This is a genomic window from Desulfotruncus alcoholivorax DSM 16058 (genome assembly GCF_000430885.1).
Taxonomy (GTDB): domain Bacteria; phylum Bacillota; class Desulfotomaculia; order Desulfotomaculales; family Desulfallaceae; genus Desulfotruncus; species Desulfotruncus alcoholivorax.
Genome location: NZ_AUMW01000032.1, coordinates 1 through 19,059, shown reverse-complemented (window position 1 = coordinate 19,059; position 19,059 = coordinate 1). Strand labels below are relative to the sequence as shown.

General features: G+C 49.1%; 20 protein-coding genes, 1 pseudogene and 1 riboswitch. Of the genes and pseudogenes, 19 read left to right on the top strand and 2 right to left on the bottom strand.

The annotated features are described in order from the left end of the window. The first annotated feature begins 5 nt into the window (after nt 1-5). The 16 genes from aroC (at nt 6) to H569_RS23395 (ending at nt 16,005) form a co-directional block, all read left to right on the top strand. Nucleotides 6-1,166: a chorismate synthase gene (aroC, locus tag H569_RS0114490; protein WP_027365580.1), complete on the top strand. Its 1,161-nt coding sequence runs from the start codon at nt 6-8 to the stop codon at nt 1,164-1,166. A gap of 2 nt (nt 1,167-1,168) precedes the next feature. After that, nucleotides 1,169-1,705, top strand: a complete 537-nt coding sequence (locus H569_RS0114485; RefSeq protein ID WP_027365579.1) for a shikimate kinase — start codon at nt 1,169-1,171, stop codon at nt 1,703-1,705. Then, nucleotides 1,702-2,790, top strand: coding sequence for a 3-dehydroquinate synthase (aroB, locus tag H569_RS0114480; RefSeq protein ID WP_027365578.1), 1,089 nt, complete (start codon nt 1,702-1,704; stop codon nt 2,788-2,790). The genes H569_RS0114485 and aroB overlap by 4 nt, the downstream gene beginning before the upstream one ends. Before the next feature lie 13 nt (nt 2,791-2,803). After that, a complete protein-coding gene (locus H569_RS0114475; RefSeq protein ID WP_081411047.1) occupies nt 2,804-4,258 on the top strand; it encodes a GspE/PulE family protein in 1,455 nt (484 codons plus the stop codon). Between the two features lie 19 nt (nt 4,259-4,277). Next, complete coding sequence (locus tag H569_RS0114470; RefSeq protein WP_027365576.1) at nt 4,278-5,486, top strand: type II secretion system F family protein; 1,209 nt, start codon at nt 4,278-4,280, stop codon at nt 5,484-5,486. Between the two features lie 251 nt (nt 5,487-5,737). After that, nucleotides 5,738-5,820, top strand: a riboswitch (cyclic di-GMP riboswitch). A 157-nt stretch (nt 5,821-5,977) separates the two neighbouring features. Beyond that, a complete protein-coding gene (locus tag H569_RS0114465; protein ID WP_027365575.1) occupies nt 5,978-7,648 on the top strand; it encodes a GspE/PulE family protein in 1,671 nt (556 codons plus the stop codon). Next, on the top strand, nt 7,645-8,730 hold the full coding sequence (locus H569_RS0114460) for a type IV pilus twitching motility protein PilT (protein ID WP_027365574.1): 1,086 nt from the start codon (nt 7,645-7,647) through the stop codon (nt 8,728-8,730). Before H569_RS0114465 ends, H569_RS0114460 begins: the two co-directional genes overlap by 4 nt. 20 nt (nt 8,731-8,750) lie before the next feature. Continuing rightward, nucleotides 8,751-9,959, top strand: a complete 1,209-nt coding sequence (locus H569_RS0114455; RefSeq protein ID WP_027365573.1) for a type II secretion system F family protein — start codon at nt 8,751-8,753, stop codon at nt 9,957-9,959. A gap of 3 nt (nt 9,960-9,962) precedes the next feature. Then, nucleotides 9,963-10,658, top strand: coding sequence for a sigma-70 family RNA polymerase sigma factor (locus tag H569_RS0114450; protein WP_027365572.1), 696 nt, complete (start codon nt 9,963-9,965; stop codon nt 10,656-10,658). A 37-nt stretch (nt 10,659-10,695) separates the two neighbouring features. Next, the gene (gene pilM / locus H569_RS0114445) at nt 10,696-11,865 is read left to right on the top strand and encodes a type IV pilus biogenesis protein PilM (RefSeq protein WP_034630816.1); all 1,170 of its coding nucleotides are present in this window, start codon (nt 10,696-10,698) and stop codon (nt 11,863-11,865) included. Nucleotides 11,866-11,868: 3 nt separating this feature from the next. Beyond that, nucleotides 11,869-12,600, top strand: coding sequence for a PilN domain-containing protein (locus H569_RS0114440; protein WP_027365570.1), 732 nt, complete (start codon nt 11,869-11,871; stop codon nt 12,598-12,600). After that, nucleotides 12,600-13,130 carry a type IV pilus inner membrane component PilO gene (locus tag H569_RS0114435; RefSeq protein WP_027365569.1) on the top strand — a complete coding sequence of 177 codons (531 nt, stop codon included), beginning with the start codon at nt 12,600-12,602 and terminating at the stop codon, nt 13,128-13,130. The genes H569_RS0114440 and H569_RS0114435 overlap by 1 nt, the downstream gene beginning before the upstream one ends. Before the next feature lie 42 nt (nt 13,131-13,172). Continuing rightward, on the top strand, nt 13,173-13,754 hold the full coding sequence (locus tag H569_RS0114430; protein ID WP_027365568.1) for a type II secretion system protein N: 582 nt from the start codon (nt 13,173-13,175) through the stop codon (nt 13,752-13,754). A gap of 50 nt (nt 13,755-13,804) precedes the next feature. Next, nucleotides 13,805-15,055: a secretin N-terminal domain-containing protein gene (locus tag H569_RS0114425; RefSeq protein ID WP_051273678.1), complete on the top strand. Its 1,251-nt coding sequence runs from the start codon at nt 13,805-13,807 to the stop codon at nt 15,053-15,055. A 213-nt stretch (nt 15,056-15,268) separates the two neighbouring features. Then, nucleotides 15,269-15,676: a type IV pilin protein gene (locus H569_RS23485; protein ID WP_051273676.1), complete on the top strand. Its 408-nt coding sequence runs from the start codon at nt 15,269-15,271 to the stop codon at nt 15,674-15,676. A gap of 203 nt (nt 15,677-15,879) precedes the next feature. After that, nucleotides 15,880-16,005 carry a hypothetical protein gene (locus H569_RS23395; RefSeq protein WP_257720120.1) on the top strand — a complete coding sequence of 42 codons (126 nt, stop codon included), beginning with the start codon at nt 15,880-15,882 and terminating at the stop codon, nt 16,003-16,005. Between the two features lie 47 nt (nt 16,006-16,052). Here H569_RS23395 and H569_RS23685 read toward each other — a convergent pair. After that, nucleotides 16,053-16,169: pseudogene (locus H569_RS23685) on the bottom strand (hypothetical protein); the annotation flags it as partial. A 275-nt stretch (nt 16,170-16,444) separates the two neighbouring features. Here H569_RS23685 and H569_RS20510 point away from each other — a divergent pair. From H569_RS20510 to H569_RS0114400, 3 genes are read left to right on the top strand one after another with little or no spacing between them, the layout of a single operon-like run. After that, a complete protein-coding gene (locus H569_RS20510) occupies nt 16,445-17,158 on the top strand; it encodes a MerR family transcriptional regulator (protein WP_051273675.1) in 714 nt (237 codons plus the stop codon). Between the two features lie 6 nt (nt 17,159-17,164). Next, entirely contained in the window at nt 17,165-17,422 is a 258-nt protein-coding gene (locus H569_RS0114405) for a 4Fe-4S dicluster domain-containing protein (protein WP_027365566.1), read from the top strand. Beyond that, on the top strand, nt 17,415-17,906 hold the full coding sequence (locus H569_RS0114400; protein ID WP_027365565.1) for a DUF4405 domain-containing protein: 492 nt from the start codon (nt 17,415-17,417) through the stop codon (nt 17,904-17,906). The genes H569_RS0114405 and H569_RS0114400 overlap by 8 nt, the downstream gene beginning before the upstream one ends. A 913-nt stretch (nt 17,907-18,819) precedes the next feature. Here the strand turns inward: H569_RS0114400 and H569_RS0114390 are convergent. Next, nucleotides 18,820-19,059, bottom strand: a 240-nt coding sequence (locus H569_RS0114390; RefSeq protein ID WP_027365563.1) for a transposase, incomplete at its 5' end; no start/stop codon positions are given.

Below are 19,059 nucleotides of genomic sequence, written 5' to 3'. Positions count from 1 at the left end.
AGAATTTGCTGCGTTATCTAACGGCCGGAGAGTCCCACGGCCCCAGGTTAACCGCCGTATTGGACGGGGTTCCAGCCGGGCTGCCCTTGACGGCCGCATATATTGACCGGCAGCTGGCCAAGCGCCAGGGCGGTTACGGCAGGGGCGGGAGAATGAAGATTGAGCAGGACAGGGTGATGATTACTTCCGGAGTCAGGGGCGGGATGACCATAGGCAGCCCGGTGACCCTTACCATAGAGAACAAAGACTGGGAGAACTGGCGGGAGGTTATGTCCCCGGGACCGGAAGCAGACCTGAGCCGGCGCACTGTATCCCGTCCCAGGCCCGGGCATGCCGATTTAACCGGGGGCGTTAAATACGGCCACAGGGACCTGCGCAATGTATTGGAACGCTCCAGTGCCCGCGAAACGGCGGCCCGGGTGGCGGCCGGCTCGGTGGCCCGGCGCCTGCTGGAGGAAACCGGCGTAATCGTTGTTGGCTCAGTGGTGCGGATAGGTGAAATTTGCGCCGGGGAAGTCAATATGGACGCTGACCGGCTCAGCAGGGCGGTGGAAAGTTCACCTGTTTACTGCGCGGACCCTGCCGCGTCCGAGAAAATGATCAATGCAATTGAACAGGCCCGTACCGCAGGGGACACCCTCGGCGGCATATTTGAGATAAAAGTATTTGGCCTGCCCCCCGGACTGGGCAGTTACGTCCAGCGGGATTTGACCCTGGACGGCAGACTGGCCGGCGCGCTGATGAGCATTCAGGCCATCAAGGGCGTTGAGGTGGGGGACGGGTTTAACGCGGCCGCCCGCAGGGGCTCCCAGGTACATGATGAAATTTTTTATGACATGCACCGGGGCTACTACAGGCAAACAAACAGGGCCGGGGGAATCGAGGGCGGCATGTCCAATGGAGAAACGCTGGTGCTGCGGGCCGCCATGAAACCCATTCCCACCCTGTACAAGCCCCTGAAAAGTGTGGACATAGACACCAAACAGCCCTTTGAGGCCTCGGTGGAACGCTCCGACGCCTGTGCCGTGCCTGCCGCCAGCGTGGTCGGCGAGGCTGTTGTGGCCTGGGAGCTGGCGTGTGCATTGGTTGAAAAATTCGGAGGAGATACCATGCGGGAAATATTGCAGCGAGTGGATGAGTACCGCACCTATTGGAAAGGGTTTTAAGGTTGAAAAATAATATTAACAGGAAAAATGTTGTGTTAATAGGTTTTATGGGAACCGGCAAATCAACCCTGGGTCGGCAGCTGGCCCGGAAAATCGGCTATGATTTTATTGACACCGACCTTGCCATTGAGGAAGTAACAGGCAAAACGGTGGAGAAAATCTTCCGCAAGGACGGGCCGATCAGGTTCAGGTCCGAGGAAAACTTGCTGGCCCGCAAACTGTCCGCCCGCTCCGGCCTGGTTATCGCTACCGGTGGCGGCATGGTACTCAACAGTGAAAATGTAAGACTGCTTCAACAAAACGGTGTGCTCATCGGGCTTAAAGCCGACCCGGAAATTATCTTGAACAGGGTGCGTAATAAAAGGCGCAGGCCGCTGCTGCGCCGGGGAAATTTGCGGGAAAACGTGGAAAGGCTGCTGCGTGAGCGCGAAGGGGCCTATGACATGGCTGAGTTTACCATTGATACCGGCAAGCTTTCCTTTGGTGAGGCGCTGAATGAAATACATAAATACTTAAAACGAAAAGGGCACGTGCAATGAGAGAAGTTGTAATTAACCTGGGACAGCGGACTTATAAAATAATCATCGGTGGCGGGGCGTTGGATCAGGCCGGCGGCCACGTGGCCGGCTTATTTGGCGGGCGCAAGGCGCTGCTTGTAACCAATCCCACCGTAGGAGCCCTCTTTGCCGAACGGGTTACCGCCAGCCTGGAGCAGGCAGGCCTGGAAATCATTGTTGCTGAAATTCCCGACGGGGAGGAATATAAGACACTGCATAGCGCGGAAATGCTTTACGACTGCGCTTTTTCCGCAGGCTTGGACCGGCGCTGCCCGGTGCTGGCTCTGGGCGGCGGTGTTGTGGGCGACCTGGCCGGCTTTGTGGCTGCAACCTACATGCGGGGCGTGCCATTTGTACAGCTGCCCACCACTTTGCTTGCCCAGGTGGACAGCAGCGTTGGCGGCAAGGTTGCGGTAAACCATCCACGGGGAAAAAACATTATCGGGGCTTTCTACCAGCCGGCCTTGGTGCTGACAGACCCTGCTACGCTGCATACCCTGGACGCCGGGGAAATCCGCTCTGGCTTGGCGGAAGTAATTAAATACGGGATTATCAGCGACCCTGCTTTTTTTGAGTGGCTTGAGGCCAATATCCATCGCGTGCTGGTGCTGGAGCCCGGCGCCATGGCCTATGTAATCGAACGTTCCTGCCTGAATAAGGCCAGGGTGGTGGAGGCTGACGAAACCGAGCAGGGGAACCGGGCCATTTTAAACCTTGGTCACACTGTTGGACATGCCATCGAGGCCATTGCCGGCTACGGTCGTTTCCGCCACGGAGAGGCAGTTTCCATCGGCACAACGGTAGCGGCAAGGCTGGCGGCGGAACTGGGCATGTTGCAGGAGAGCGAGGAGAAAAGGATAAAAAACCTGCTTTTACGGGCAAAGCTCCCGGTGGCTGTGCCAAAGGACCTGGCAACAATGGAACTGGTGCGATCCATGTACGGGGATAAAAAGAATTTCGGCGGGCAGATTAATTATGTGCTGCCTGCCGGTATCGGTAAGGCTATGGTTTATAAAAACATGCCTGCGGAGAAAATTAAGCTGGCATTGGATTCGCTGCGCTTGTAAGGAGATGGCGGGTATGGACATTCCCTCATCCAAGAAAATTTTAGGTTACCAACTGATTGAAAAAGGAATCATAACCAAAGAACAGTTGTGGGAGGCCATCAGGGTCCAAACAAAAACCGGCGAAAAATTAGGCCGGATATTAATCAAGCTCGGCTTTGCCTCCGAGGCTGATATTGAGCAACTTGCCGGCGACCGGAAAGAATCCCTGAAGAATATTGAACAGGTTGCTAAAGATGACCAGGATTATAGTACACAGGATTATGAAGCAATGAGCCTCAAAGAAGAAACCATGGCCAGTGACGCTCCGGTTATCCGCCTGGTCAATTCTATTTTCATTCAGGCTATTGAAGAAAAAGCCAGCGACATTCATTTTGAGCCAAATGCGAGAGGTATTCGGGTCCGCTTCAGGATTGACGGCATGCTGCGTCAAAAGATGCAGCTGCCGCGTAAAGACATGGGGGCGGTAATATCCAGAATCAAAATCATGTCTGCTATGGATATTGCGGAAAAACGTTTGCCGCAGGACGGCCGGATTCAACTGATATTGGAACGAAGGGAAATCGATTTGCGTGTTTCCACCCTGCCTACCGTCTACGGTGAAAAGGTGGTGGCCCGTTTGCTCGACAGATCCGACATAACTGCTTATACACTTAAACAAATCGGTTTTTCCGAGAAAAATCTAAACTTGTTTAAAAAGTTATTGTGCAACAGCCATGGGATGGTGCTTTTAACCGGACCCACCGGCAGCGGGAAAACCACCACCATGTATGCCGCCCTCAACCAGCTCAATGATTTGGAAAAGAATATCGTTACCGTGGAAGACCCGGTGGAATACTTGCTTGAAGGTATAAACCAAACCCAGGTCAACTATAAGGCTGGAATGACTTTCGCCGCCGGTTTGCGCTCAATATTGCGCCAGGATCCGGATATTATTATGGTGGGGGAAATAAGGGACAAAGAAACTGCCCGCATAGCCATCCGTGCAGCCAATACCGGGCACCTGGTGTTATCAACCATGCACACCAATGACGCTATCGGGGCGATTACCTGTCTTTTGGATATGGGCGCCGAGTCTTTTCTGGTGGCCGCATCAGTTCTGGGGGTAGTGGCCCAGCGGCTGGTGCGGGTTATTTGCCTGCATTGCAAAGAGGATTACTACCTGGAGACGGACGCACCTGAAAGACGGTTTATAAATGTCAGTCAAACTGAAGTGGTCAAGCTATACCGCGGTAAGGGCTGCGATAAGTGTGGTTATACCGGTTATAGCGGGCGATTGCCGATTCATGAGGTTTTGGTGGTGAACTCGGGGCTGCGCCAGTTAATTGTCAAAAATGCCGCTGCTGACGAGCTGAGGGAAAAAGCCGTTGGCTGCGGCCTGGTTTCACTGAAACAAGATGGTATTGAGAAAGCATTGCAAGGGCTGACAACATTGCAGGAAGTTATGCGCGTCACATATTCAGAAGATTAGTGTGAAAGGCGAGGATTTAATGACCCGGATCTATGATTACAGGGCCAGAAATCATCAGGGCAGGATCGTCCGGGGGAGCATCGGCGCGGAAAGTGCAGGGGCTGCAGCGTCTTTGCTCAGGAATAAAAGATTATTTGCTTTAGAGGTAACACCGGGGCAACAAAAGAGTTTGGGGGTAAACCTTTTGGCACCCGGAGTTGGCGCAAAGGAACTTGCCCCCTTTTGCCGCCAGTTTGCCGCCATGATTGGCAGCGGAGTTCCGATTCTGCAATGCCTGGACATTCTAGCCAGGCAGAATGACAATAAAACGCTCGTTCAGGCGGTAAAGGGTATGGCAGCCATGCTGGAAAAGGGGCGGTCACTGGCGGAAGCGGCCCGTCTTTACCCCGGGGTATTCCCCCGGATTTTTGCCAGTATGCTTGAAGCGGGAGAAATAAGCGGCACGCTCGACCGGGTTTTGGAACGCCTGGCTGAGCATTTTGAAAAGGAGCACGATTTACGTGAAAAAGTAAAGTCAGCTATGACTTACCCTGCGACTGTACTGGCGGCTGCTGTTTTAGCTGTGGCGGCATTGCTCGTTTTTGTGCTTCCTTCATTTACTGCCATGCTGGCCGGCAACAACCTTGAACTTCCGGCCGCAACCAGGCTGGTGCTAAAGGCAAGCGTCGACGTACGCCATTATTGGTACTTGTTTGCGGGAACTGTTGTTGCTTTTGGGCTGGCCTGTAAAAAACTTTCCGCAACATCAAAAGGCCGCCTGGTAACAGATAATCTTCTAATGAGATTACCCGTTTTCGGTGCGTTGATAAAACGCATAATTATTGCCAGGTTTGCCCGCACCCTGGCGCTGCTGCTGTCCAGCGGAGTGCCGCTGCTTCAGTCGTTCGACGTGGTAAAAAAAGTTGTGGCAAACTCAATTGTGGAGAGAGCTATAGCAAAGGCGGCAGATTGTGTGCAAAGGGGAGAGGGAATTGCTCAACCTTTACAGCAAAGCGGCGTTTTTCCGCCCATGGTGACGAGCATGATCTCTATCGGGGAGGAAACCGGCGCGCTGGATGCCATGCTGGAAAAGCTGGCCGTGTATTATGAGCGGGAGGTTGAGGATAAAGTAGCCCGCCTGTCATCAGTTATAGAACCGGTGTTGATAGTAGTTTTGGGAGGAGTGGTGGGCTTTATTGTCATAGCCATCATGCTGCCTATGTTCAGTGCGATCAGTTCCATAGAATAAGAAATCAGAAGTCAGGAGTCAGAATGAGAGAACCAGCTCGGGGCATTCTGACTCCTGTCTCCTGCATAGTCATCCGTGCCGTACATACGACACCGTGGATGAAGAGGGTGTAGGGGCGGACGACCCTGTCCGCCCGCCCGTCGTTTATAAATAATTTTTAATTCATGATTATGGAAAAACATATCCTTTGATGTTGTAATTAAAATAATTTATATTTATAATTAATCAAAATATAAACATATCCGTTTAGAGTCTGAAAAAGGCAAACGTTTCGAAAGAAGCGGGCGCAAAGTTGCGGGCCTAAGGCATAAGCTACGGCAGTCGAACTACCAGGCACGATCACTGAAAAGTATCGTGCTTTTTTATTTTATTAGTATATGTGGTTATTAAAATAACAGATTATAACAATTGATATTTTTGCGCAATAAGCAGGTATATGTTTCTTTTTCTTGAAATTAATTTAATAATCAGGGAGAATGTCGGAGGATTGGATGAAATTAACCAAAGATTTTCTGGGTTCCCGGTTGGTTCAAGAAGGGGTCATTACTCAGAAACAACTGGAACAGGCATTGGAATATCAAAAAACCAACCGGGTTTTTCTGGGCAAAGCCCTGGTGGATTTAGGTTATTGCAAGGAGGAAGATATCGCCAGGGTTATGGCCAAACGGGCCGGGATACCTTTTGTATCACTTGAAACATTCCCGATTGACCCGTCTGCCGTAGCCAAGTTGCCCACGGAGGCCCAGAGAAAATATAAAGCACTGCCCATTGGCTTTAGCGGGGATAAGCTGCTGGTAGCCATGCAGCATCCCAACAACGTTATGGCTATTGATGATATACGCATATTAACCGGCTATGATATCAAGCCGGTAGTCGTACCGGACAGTGAATTCAGCGCGGCACTGGAAAAATACAGCCGGGTTAATTTGGAGTTTGAACAATCAGCGGATGAACAACTGCCGGAAGAAGATGTTGATATTGAAGCAGGCGACGCTGAAGTTAAGCCTGCGGTTCAACTGGCCAACATGATCTTGGTCCAGGCTGTGAACGCCAAGGCCAGCGATGTGCATATCGAAGTTTACGAAAGCCAGCTGAGGATACGTTTCAGAATTGACGGTGTTTTGCATGATATGATGCAGCTTTCCAGGAAAATGCACGCTTCGCTGGTTTCGCGCATAAAAATAATGGCCAATATGAACATTGCCGAGCGCAGAATTCCCCAGGACGGCCGTATGTCCATTAAAATTGAGGGCCGCACCATTGACGCCAGGGTAGCTTCACTGCCCGCAAGTTTTGGCGAGCGACTGACCCTGCGGCTGCTGGACCGGTCGGCCAAAATAATAACTCTGGAGGAATTGGGGCTTGAGCAAGTGGTATTGCAAAAATACCGGGATGCCATCAATATGCCCTACGGCTGCATCCTGGTTACAGGCCCGACCGGCAGCGGCAAAAGCACAAGTTTATATGCCAGCCTGATTACCGTGGACAGGGTGGCCAAAAATGTTATCACTGTGGAAGACCCGGTTGAATACCGCATGGAAGGCATTAACCAGATACAAATCAATCCCAAGGCCGGTCTCACTTTTGCATCCGGGTTGCGCTCCATATTACGGAGTGACCCGGATATTATCATGGTAGGCGAAATAAGAGATCAGGAAACAGCCAAGTTGGCCATTGAAGCTGCTTTAACCGGTCATCTGGTTTTTTCCACCCTGCATACGAATGATGCGGCCGGCGCCATCAGCCGCCTGACCGAAATGGGTATTGAACCTTTTTTAACTGCTTCATCAATTGTCTGTATCTTAGCCCAGCGCCTGGCCCGGGTTTTATGCCGGAACTGTAAACAAGAATACGAAATAACGCGAGATGAGCTTGGGGATATACCGGATTTTCCTTTTAATGAAGGAGAGGACCGGGTAAAACTATACCGTCCCGTGGGGTGCATACGCTGCAGTAATACCGGGTACCGGGGCCGCACAGGTATTTATGAACTTCTGTTTGTGACGGAAACTATTCAGCGCCTGGCCCTGGAACGCAGGCCGGCCAGGGAGATCAAGGAAGCTGCAATAGCCGAGGGAATGATCACACTCCGCCAGGACGGACTGATCAAGGTAAAGCAAGGAATTACTTCATTGGAAGAGTTAATGAGGGTGATATTATGAGTTCGCAAGCGGGGCTGGACATGAATGAAATTCTCACCCGTACAGTTAAAATGAATGGTTCCGATTTACACCTGACTGCCGGCAAGCCGCCTGTAATCAGGATCAACGGTGAACTGGTAACGACGGATATGCCCCGGCTAATGCCGCAGGATATAGAGCAACTGGTATATGCAATCCTTACGCCCAAGCAAAAGGACCGCCTGGAAAAGGAGCTGGAACTGGACTTCTCCTACTCCGTACCGGGCTTAAGCCGGTTCCGGGGCAATATCATGTGGCAGCGTGGCTCGCTGGCGGTTAATTTCAGGGTGGTGGCCATGGAAATCCCCAAATTTGAAAGCCTAGGCTTGCCGGCATCGGCGAAAAATATTGCCAGGTTGCCACGCGGCCTGGTTCTGGTGACCGGCCCGACAGGCAGCGGCAAATCAACCACACTGGCATCAATTATAAACCTGATCAACGAAAACCGTTGCCTTAACATAGTTACCGTAGAAGACCCCATTGAATTTTTACATAGCCACAAGAAATCCATTATCAAGCAGCGCGAGGTGGGCAGCGATACCCATTCTTTTGCCGCGGCCCTAAAGCATGTGTTGCGCCACGACCCCGACGTTATTTTAATCGGTGAAATGAGGGACATGGAAAGTATCTCCATAGCGCTAACCGCAGCTGAAACCGGGCACCTGGTCTTTTCCACGCTGCACACCCAAACGGCGCCCCTGGCCATCCACCGGATTGTCGACGTTTTCCCGGAGGGCATCCGCAACCAGATCAGGCAGCAGCTTTCCGATTCATTGCAATCCGTTGTGGCGCAGCAGTTGATTCCCCGGGCTGACGGCAAAGGCAGAGTGGCCGCCGTTGAAATACTTTGGGCCACCCCGGCGGTTAAAAATTTAATCAGGGAAGGTAAAGAATACCAGCTGTACACGGTTATGCAAACCGGCCGCAATGTGGGGATGCAAACCATGGACCAGGCCCTGGCCGAATTGTGCCTGTCCGGGTTGATTTCCAGAGAAAACGCCTTGATTAAGGCGGTTGACCGTATTGAGCTGGAACGGGCCTTGAAGAAAAATATACCTTTTTAATTGACAGGAAGGTTGGTTCGATGCCCCTTTACACATATGAAGCCATAGACGCAAAAGGCGTGCCGGTATCCGGAAAAATGGAGGCGGAGCAGGAAAATTCCGCTGTCGCCAAGTTGCGGAAAATGGGTTACATGGTCATAGACCTGGCGGAGGTGAAAAATACTTCTTTTACCTTCACCTTGTTCAGGCGGCGCAAAATAAAGACCGGCGATATCAGTTTTTTCAGCCGCCAGCTGGCGGCCATGCTCGTCGCCGGCATCCCGCTGACCCGTTGTCTTTTCACCCTGCAGGAGCAGACAAGTAACCCAACTTTGAGCAACATTATCGGTGAAGTGGCCAGAAGCGTGGAAAGCGGCGCCAGTTTTTCCGATGCGCTGCGGGCATACCCGGAAACTTTTTCCTCCATGTATGTTGATATGATCAAAGCTGGTGAAATCAGCGGTTCCATCGAAGAAATGCTAAGGCGGCTGTCCGACCAGCTGGAGCGCAGCAAACACCTGAAGGACCAAATCCGGGCCGCCACCTTTTACCCGTCGGTGGTTTTGATATTTGCTTTTTGCGTGGTCATGGCGCTGATGTTGTTCGTTGTCCCCATTTTTGTCGGCTTCTTTCCGGAAGGCGTCAGCCTGCCGCTGCCGACCAGAATTGTTGTGGGGGTCAGCAATGTGCTGCGCAGTTACTGGTATTTGTGCTTCCTGGGGATGATCGGATTTATTTTTGGTTTGCGTTACTATCTATCCGGCCCAAACGGCAAGAAAGCATGGGATATACTCAGGTTCAGGCTGCCGGTGCTGGGGGAGCTTTTTAAAAAAACAACCGTCGCCGCCTTTTCACGCACTTTATCCACCCTCCTGTCCGGAGGCATCCCGGTGTTGCAGGCGCTGGAAGCGGCCGGCCCGGCCTCCGGCAGCATCCAGGTTGCCGAGGCGGTCAAACAGGCGGGCCAAGGCATCCAGGAAGGGCAAAGTATAGCTTCTTTACTGAAAAAGAGCGAATTTTTCCCGCCCATGCTGGTTAACATGGTGGCCGTCGGCGAGGAAACCGGCCAGCTTTCCACTCTGCTGGGGCGGGTGGCCGATTTTTACGAGGAAGAAGTGGCAGCCATGACCAAGGGGCTGACTGCCATGTTGGAACCGGTGCTGCTGATAGTTGTGGGCATTACCATCGGCTCCATTGTAATAGCCGTTTACTTGCCTATCTTTACCGTGGTGACTTCAGTAGGGAGGTAAAAGATGAATGGTTACCCCAAAATTGAAGCAGCCATGGAGGCATACCTGCAGGCCAAGGATGAAACCGCCTTGCATGAACTGGTAGTAGCAGGAACCGGGCTTGTGCATTATTTTGCCAATATCTATGCTCCCGGGCAAAGCAAAGAAGATCTTCTTCAGGCCGGCTTTGAGGGTTTGCTTAAAGCGGCGAAACGCTATGACCGGAGCCGGGGAGTGTCTTTCAGCACCTATGCCGGCCATTATATCATGGGTGAAATGCGCCATTTGATCCGCCGGGAAGCAACCTTTGACCGGCCGGCTTGGGTGGCTGAATTGCAGGAAAAGGTCAACCGGGTCATCGAAGACCACTTGCAGTTGAACGGCGAAGTGCCGTCCATAGCCCAGATCGCCGGTGCATTGAACGTGCGCGAAGAAGGCGTGCTGCAAGCCATGCGCGCGGGCTGGGTCTCCATAGATGAGATAGATATTTCACAAATCCACAGCTTGAGGTACGAAAGTTTTACCTTGCCGATAGAGGACCGCATTGCCTTGAAAATGGCATTGGACAAGCTGTCAAAGATACAGCGCAAAGTGATAGAAGCGCTTTTTTATCATGGCCTGACCCAAAGAGAAACGGCGGAAGCCCTGGGTGTCAGCCAGCGAAAGGTTTCCCGCTTGCTGAAAAAGAGCTTGGAACTGTTGGCCAGGTTTTTTTCCTGAACACTGAAAACCCGTGCTAAGGAGCTGAAGGTTAATTTTGAAATTTCTAAGAAAAAAAAGCGCGGTGGGACTGCAATTGGAAACGGGGGTTATCCGTGCCGTCGAAATAACCGGCACGCTGCGCACGGCCGACCTGGTCAAAGCGGAACAAATCGAGATTCCGGAAGAAGCAATAGTGGAAGGGGTTATTGAAGACGTTGCAACTGTTACCGGAGCGCTGAAGGAGTTATGGGACCGTTATCGTATCGGCAGCCGGGAAGTGGTGCTGGGTGTGTCAAATCAAGGAGTGTTGATGCGCCTGGCTGATTTCCCCAAAATTGAGCTCAGCAAACTGGATAAAATGCTGCGTTTCCAGGCCGGTGACTATTTCCCCATACCGGTTACGGAAATGATGCTGGATTTTGCCGTTGTAGGCGAAACGCAAGGTGAAACCGGACCGCGGTTGGAAGTGCTGATGGTTGCCGTAAGGCGGGATATGCTGGATAAAAGCCTGCAGGCCATATCCAGCGCAGCTTTGACGCCCAGGATTGTGGATGCCTCGCCCCTTGCCTTGATGCGCACGGTGCCTGAAAGCAGGTTGGCGGGTACGACCATATTCGCCGATATTTCCAATGGAATAACCTCGCTGATGTTGGTAACAGGGGGAATCCCCCGTTTTGTCAGAATAATCCCGACCAATTTGCAGGTTGCTTTAGATCAAGATAATTATTTTGCTGATATAGTATTGCAAAGTGAGCGGCAGGTGGCTTCTGCTCATGCTGCTGATAACATGCCGGATATTTTTTTACCCGGTGACCTGATACCGGAGACTGAGCAGGATTCTTTCACCTATGCGGTCGAAAGCAAGCCGGATGGCTTTACTCCGGGTGATATTAGCTTGGAGCAAGAGCGTAAACCGGTGGAATTGCCCGTCAACGCCTGGTATAGCTGGGCCGGGGCAGTGGCGGAGGAGATCAGATCATCCATTGGCTTTTATTTAGCCCAGCGGGAATCAGTTACTGTCGACTGCCTGTTTCTCAGCGGGTGCGGGGCGCGGGCCGAAGGTGTAAGGGAATTATTAAATTCAGAACTGGACATACCGGTTGAAGTAATCAACCCGGCGGTGTCTTTTAAGGGCGCGGTCAACGCGCGCAATATCGATTGGCATCAAGAAGGCCCTGATTTTGCCGTGGCCGTGGGGCTGGCGTTAAGGGGAATGGAGACCTGAAGCATGTATGTAAACATAAATTTATTGCCGCCTGAAATTAAATTACAGTGGGAACTGAAGCAAAAGCAGCAGAAACTGGTGGCGGCCGGCAGCCTGGCAGGTATTGTTTTGCTGCTTGTATTTGGCATTTTATTGGTGGCAACCTGGCAAGCCAGGGGGGATGCGGCCGAATTGGCCAAAGAAAGAGAAGCATTGCTGAAAAAATTCCCCGATCTGGAGCAATATGCCGATCTGCAGGCCCGGGTTGATCATGGGCAAGAAATATTGAAGCAGGCTATGGGGGCCCCGCCCGATTGGGTTGGCATTTTGTACGATCTGGGGCAGTATATGCCGCCCGGCGTTTGGCTGGCTGACTTTACCGCCGCTTACCGGCAGGGCACGGCAAAAGCCGCAACACAGCCGGTGGGGCAGGCGGCAGAAAGCAAACCGGCTGGAAATAAGGCGGCTGATACCGGAGCAAAAATAAGCAGTGTGCTGGGCATGAATCCGGGGCAAAATGAGGAAGCCCCGCTTGACGGGGAGGTAGTTATCACGGGGTATGCGGTCGACCGGCTTGCCGCGGCTGAAATGTTGAACAATATTCGTAAGGTCAAGGGACTAACCGGAGCAAGCTGCCGGGTGTTGTCCCAGGAAGATTTGGACGGGGAAATTGTCGTTCGTTTTGAAATCAAGGCGAAACTTTTACCCGGACTTTCCGTACCTGCCGCGGGTGGAACGGCGGTGGTCAACCAATAATGAATGGTATGCAGCGGAAAGATAAGCTGGTTCTGCTCTCCGGGGTTGCGGTTTTGTTACTGGTTTGCTTTTTACTCTTTAACCAGATCAACGCATTGAAAAGCGCGCGTGCGGAATTGGCCGCCAACCGCGACGCCCTGGCCCAAGCCCGGACCAGGCTGCAGAATTTAATTCAATTAAAGGACAAGTCAGCCGAATTGCGGGAAAAATCGGCGCAAATAGAAAAAGCGCTGCCGGCCGGCCCCGGGGAGAATAATCTAATTGAGCAAATCAACAGTATTTTTGCGCAAGCGGGCGTGGACCTGTTGCAAATAAATTTTCAAGAGCGCGTGACCCAAAAAGGTTATGTGGAAATGCCGTTAAATCTGACATGCCGGGGTAGTTTTAATGATTTGTTCAATTTGATCACCGGTTTGCAAAACGGCACCAGGGCTATGCGCATTGATGCCGTTAAATTGGCCAAAGACAGCCAGGACCCGGCCTATCTCAAGGCAGATTTATCAGTCAGCGTATTTTACCTTGCCCAATGATTTGCATTTGAAGTAATTACATCCAGCAAGGAGTGTACAAACTTGCCCGGCAAAAATATTAAAGATTTATTCAAACAACTTGAAACATTATTGAAAAAGGATAAAAAGAAAACTTTCATTGTTGTGGTATGTGTTTTTATTATCCTTGCCGGTCTTATCTACATAATTAAACTAAATTACAATTTTATCAAGGAATCTCAAAACAAACAGGAAGGACAGCAAAGCACTGTCACAGACGACACCGGGCAGCCGGACGCCGCCAAGACATCCAGCACGTTTTTACCGGAACTAAAAAGGAAAATGGAGACCGGGCAGGAAGTCCGGGATCCGTTTAATGTCGCCCTGAAACTTAAAGGAATTATCAACGGGGGTTATGGAGGCGACCTGGCCATTATTGAAGCCGGCAACACTGCTTATGTAGTCAAAGTGGGGGAAGAACTCCAAGGCGGTTGGAAAGTAAAAGAGATCAAAAAGAATGCAGTAATATTAACAGCAGGCAACCAGTCCCTGGAACTCAAATTCAACGGCCGGGTTAATGTTAATCCAAACAACAATCAAAATGCGGCGCAGAATTCAGCAGACCAAAAACAGCCGGCAGGCGGGCAAGGGAGTGACGGTAATTGAGGCGGGACACCTGTTATAGGATCAATTTTGCGGAGAGAGCTTTGATTTTTATGGCCGCTGTCCTGCTATTGACGCTGTTGTCATGCGGCAGGGCCTATGCCGACGGCTATCCGGACGCGGGAGCGGAGGATTTTACAGGCACACCCGCCTGGTCTGCCACCGCCGGGGTGAGTGACTCCCTGTTTACCGGGGACGGCGGTGTAATCTCATTGGAGGTCAGGGATACCGACCTGAGGGATATTCTATCGGCGCTGGCCGTCAAATTGGGTGTAAATATAATACTGACCAAATCCGAACCGGTACGTATAGATTTTAAGGCTGACAATATAACGGCCAGGAAAGCCCTTGAACTAATCATTGAAAGCCAAAAAATGGCTTACCTGCAGAACGGCAACATCATCGTGGTCGGCGACCCGGGGACGTTAAAGAGTGATTTCTTCAACCAGATGCTGCTGGTCAAATTCGACCTGTATTATATCACGGCGGATAAAATGAAAGAATTAATCGGTCAGCTTGGGATCGACCAGACCGACATTACGGTGGATACAAATCCTAATGCCATTTGGGTTCAGGGAACCGCGCAAACTTTGCAAAAAGTCCGGGAGCTCATCTACGCGGTGGATGAGAAGGAAAACCAGCTTTCCCTGGAACATAAAACCTTAACCACCTATTCAATTACACCCGACCGCCTGGTCGAATTGATGGCCGGAGCGGGTGTGGTTTTTAAACGTTACGTGATTTTAGACAACCGGCTTTTGGTATTTGACCGGGAATTGTTCCCCCGCTGGGAGGAACTGCAAAAGCTGGCGCAACAGCTGGACGTAAATTCAGGCCAAAAGAATAAAGCATTCATTTTCCAATTAAAAAATATCGTGGCCGGGGATGCTAAAAAACGGTTGGATGAATTCGGTTTTACCGATGTTAAGTCTGAAGCATATAACTATGACCGCTTCGGCCATGAGTTGCTGGTTATCTGCCCGCCATACCTGGAGACCCGGGTACGGACAGCCTTGGTGAGCCTGGACCAGACCCGGGAAAAAACCAAAGTGCCGTTGCTGACCGGCAGTTATAACCAGGTAAACTCAATGCGCAGTTTGCTAAGTGAACTTTCCGGCGTCTCCACGAGCAGCTTTCACATTTCCGGGAATATCGCTGACACCATCGATAGTAAGAACAGAATATATGTTTTGTGGGTGGAAGAAACCCCCGACAAAGCTCAGTTGATTAAAGATTTGATCAACGAAATAGGCGTCGGGTCAGGCGGGTCATCAGGCGGGTCAACCAGCTCATCCGGCGGGTAATCAGGCGGGTAGCCGGGGGTATGCCCTTGTGGGGAAAACGGTTGAAGGTTAAACGGCGCCCACGGGTGATAATAAAAACTTATTGAAAAATTATTTTAATTTAAGTGTCTAAAATTAATTTTTCCAGGTATAACTTAAGTTAGAATGCATAAATAAGGCAGCACAAAATAATTTTTGTGCTTGACCAATTAATTATTGAGGGAGGTGAATAATGTGATTCAAAGAATTAGTTATGCGCTGAAAAACCGTAAAGGCTTCACCCTGGTGGAACTGATGGTGGTTGTGGTTATTATCGGTATTTTGGCGGCAATAGCAGTGCCGGTGTATAATTCGACGACAGCAAAAGCTAATCGAGCGGCAGTTGAGGCAAATTTAAGAACAATTGACGGTGCAATTATGCAATATCAAGCTAATACAGGTAATACAACGACTGCACCTACTTTTTCAGGTGATAATCCTGATTTAGTACCCAATTATCTAGCAACTTGGCCTACTGGCCCTGATGGGGTAATTTATAGTATAACCACAAGCGCTCCTTTTAGGGCTACTGTTACAAAAGGTTCTAACACGGGGGCTTGGTTTACCCCTACTTCAGCGGTGTCATTACCTATTACCTGGTAAGAACACCATAGGGTGCCAGGCACCAAATTTATTAACTTATTATTGAAAGTTATTTCACCTCTTGTTAAGATATGGCAGGAGGTGTTATTTTTTGGGCAGGAAACCGCGGGTGGGGTATGCTGGGGCATTATATCACGTGATTCAACGGGGTAATAAATACGGAAAGTCTGGAACCGGCATTGTTCACTGGTATCCCGGGAGGTATGAGAGGGTATGCCGCCAGGATTAAAATGTGGAGAACTATATGCGAGCGTAATATTGGATTCAAGCAGCCCAATCTGGAGATTTCCAGAATCGAAAAAGATTCTTCTTTTTTGTGCCTGGGGTGAAATTCTGTTACTACCGCATGAACAGTTATATCATCTCCGGGTCTTACAGAATGGATAAATTTTCCCTCCAATGATCTGAGGAAAGCACCACCGGGATAAGCCCAATCCGTAATTATCTTTCCCATAAAGGATAACGTCATCATACCATGGGCAATTGTAGTCACTTTGCCAAGAAGGTTCACATTTTTACACCATTCCGGATCAATGTGAATAGGGTTATAGTCAAGCTAAGCCTCTGCGTTCTTAGTTATTTTTTCCTGGGTAATATGCTTTGCCTGGGGGGAAGTTTATGGCCCAGCTTTATATCATCAAAATAAAGTTTACTTAACAAAGTGTGTTCAGATGTTTTTATGTTGACATTCTTCTTTTATGCGATTAGTATATACATACGCGCATATAGTAAAGCTTTATACTATGTATGGGGGCGGTTAACAGGACAATGGGAAAGAGCAAAATGGGAAGTAATATGTTGAAAATCAGTGAGGTGTCATCGGCTTCAGGTGTGTCGGTACAAACCATTCACTATTACCTGCGGGAAGGGCTGCTGACCTCACCGGTTAAAACTGCCCGCAATATGGCCTATTATCATCCTGTTGTAGTTGACGAAATAAGGATGATAAAAGAATTGCAGGACAAGAGATACCTTCCCATAGCAGTAATCAAAACAATTTTACAGGCCAGGCGCGAAGGGCAGGAATTGGACCATATTGAGGAGATGCATTCCTTGTTCCAACAAGTGTTTTGCTATCCGGAAGAAGAAGGAGAGTCCGCGGACCTTTCGGAGGCAGAAGTGGCTGCCGCCACAGGATTGGATGAAGCGGCTTTAAGATACCTGGAGGAATTGAGAATATTAAATCCTGCAGGCAAAGGAGGTAAGCACTACGATAAATCAGACCTGCGTGCCGCCGGGATTGTAAAAAAACTTTTGGGTCTTGGCTTAACACCCCAAGACCTGGTTATTTACAGACAATTTGCCGAGTTCATAAACAGTGAAGTGAAGACTGTACGATGCAGGTTTCTGCAACGCATACACGATGGCAGTATTTCTCTGACAGAATTGATAGGCATCCTTAATGATCTTAAAAAACAGATAGCTTACAAGTCTTTTCGCCGGGCACTGTTTGAATCCTGGCGGGAGGGTGGGGAGGAGTGATAAGGAATGGTTTTGCACAATATTTTTGCAAGACATGGCTCAACCGGATATATCCGGCTAAATGTCAGGCTATGCAAGGCCTGCTGGAAGTGTGTCTCTGTGTGCCGAAACAGGGTTATCGGGAAGGTTGAATTTTTCCACAGGCACGCCCACATAGATAATGCCAATAGTTGTAAAGGGTGCGGGGCATGTGTCAGGGTTTGCCCACAAGGAGCCATTTTACCGCTTTATAAGCCAAAAGGGAGGGATAACTTTTATGGTTAAGGTGTCAAATAAATCAAATACTAATTTTTACATAGATTTGCTTATATTTTTCCCATTCATTATCCTTGCATTTTCCGGTTTGTTAATTCAAATTAATTACCATGCCGGAGGTCTTTCATCTGAAACAATCGTGTTGGGGCTAAATAATAGTGGGTGGCTCAATCTGCATAAAATGACTGCTGTAATATCACTGATTGGTATAGCCGTTCATGTTTTTTTACATTACGGGTGGATTAAAATGGTTTTTAAGAAGAAAAAAGCATCCGGAAAAAATGCTAAAATAACATTATGTTTATTAATCTTTTTCATTATTGCATCCATAACAGGACTTGTCCCCTGGATATTCATGTCCGTGGCGTCTCATGCACGTTTTATAGCGATCGAGTTTCATGACAAAATAGGGATTATTTTAACTGTTTTGTTTATTTTCCATTTGGTTAATCACCGGCTGTGGATAGCCAGGAAAATCTCCGGTGCTGTCTGATTTAGGGATAGCCAATTAATGAGGCACTGGCTTTGAGTATGTTATTTCAGTAGTGTTGCAAGAATGGCTCTTTCAGGGTAAGAATAACCGTTTTGGTATACCAATCATTGATGAATTTTTACACCTGCTTTTGTTTTACGGTAATCGGCCTATAAGTAACTGTTAAGGCAAAGGGTGATGGTGCTGGAATCAATTACATGGACACGGTCGGCATGGGGGTGGCACTTAAATGATTGGTGGTCTTTTGTATTGCAATTTTGGCTACTTGTGTAAACACGGTTCTCCAGAAGTCACTGCTCATCTCTTTAAGCCGCCTGGATAACTGTGATGCACTGATTGAATCAAGCTTTAGATTGTCTTGAAGGTCAGTATCATTTGTTACCCATTCGGCCAGTGCCCTTATGGATTCAATTTTTGATATCTGGGCAATGAACATGATGTAGGCAATTTGGTTGTTAATAATTTCTTGATATACATGTCTGCAGCAGTTTCTTTGATAAAGGAACAAAATTTTTCAAAGGGCAATTGATTTGGTACTTCATTAAATGTGGATTTAGTGGTATCCTTATCCCTAAAATTTCTCCTTATATTAGAGACTATGGACAGGATTACTTCTATAACTTTATTATAAGGAGTTTTTTAATGAAATGCCATGATATTCATGAAAATTAGACTAATCTGGACAAATTTAAATAAATTTAAGTTAATTTAAAACTTGCGGTTTTAAAAAACGGTTTATGCAACGCTACTGACTTAGAATACTTTAGTGAGATGCAGCTTATGGTAAACTACAAATTAATTGCTATCTAATTTAATTTGAGAAAAATTGGATCAGATAGTCTACATTAAAGTAACCGGTAACAGGTCAGGATAATTAGGGTTTGCTGAACCAATCCTAATTTCAATTAAAACACTATAATGACGGTCGAACTAAAGCTAGATTATACCGAAATAGGTGCCGCAGAAAATAGAACAAAAGAACACGGAGTCTATGCTCCAAGTTCATCACCAGGAACTGTAGACAAATCACGCTTTCGGCGGTCTCTTTCAGGCGTGCCATAATACGAGCCAAACTGTAGCGCCGCTTCCCTTCGCCGAATTTACCTTCTACAGCATTACGTTCGCTGGCATCTTGCCGTTCCAGGCGTTTTTG

Coding starts and splice junctions, on each gene's coding strand:
- H569_RS0114470 (WP_027365576.1), top strand. CDS start 4,278: ATGACCCGGATCTATGATTACAGGGCCAGAAATCATCAGGGCAGGATC.
- H569_RS0114475 (WP_081411047.1), top strand. CDS start 2,804: ATGGACATTCCCTCATCCAAGAAAATTTTAGGTTACCAACTGATTGAA.
- H569_RS0114460 (WP_027365574.1), top strand. CDS start 7,645: ATGAGTTCGCAAGCGGGGCTGGACATGAATGAAATTCTCACCCGTACA.
- H569_RS0114455 (WP_027365573.1), top strand. CDS start 8,751: ATGCCCCTTTACACATATGAAGCCATAGACGCAAAAGGCGTGCCGGTA.
- H569_RS0114465 (WP_027365575.1), top strand. CDS start 5,978: ATGAAATTAACCAAAGATTTTCTGGGTTCCCGGTTGGTTCAAGAAGGG.
- H569_RS0114440 (WP_027365570.1), top strand. CDS start 11,869: ATGTATGTAAACATAAATTTATTGCCGCCTGAAATTAAATTACAGTGG.
- H569_RS0114400 (WP_027365565.1), top strand. CDS start 17,415: ATGGTTAAGGTGTCAAATAAATCAAATACTAATTTTTACATAGATTTG.
- H569_RS20510 (WP_051273675.1), top strand. CDS start 16,445: ATGGGAAAGAGCAAAATGGGAAGTAATATGTTGAAAATCAGTGAGGTG.
- H569_RS0114405 (WP_027365566.1), top strand. CDS start 17,165: ATGGTTTTGCACAATATTTTTGCAAGACATGGCTCAACCGGATATATC.
- H569_RS0114425 (WP_051273678.1), top strand. CDS start 13,805: ATGGCCGCTGTCCTGCTATTGACGCTGTTGTCATGCGGCAGGGCCTAT.
- H569_RS23395 (WP_257720120.1), top strand. CDS start 15,880: ATGAGAGGGTATGCCGCCAGGATTAAAATGTGGAGAACTATATGCGAG.
- aroB (WP_027365578.1), top strand. CDS start 1,702: ATGAGAGAAGTTGTAATTAACCTGGGACAGCGGACTTATAAAATAATC.
- H569_RS0114450 (WP_027365572.1), top strand. CDS start 9,963: ATGAATGGTTACCCCAAAATTGAAGCAGCCATGGAGGCATACCTGCAG.
- H569_RS0114435 (WP_027365569.1), top strand. CDS start 12,600: ATGAATGGTATGCAGCGGAAAGATAAGCTGGTTCTGCTCTCCGGGGTT.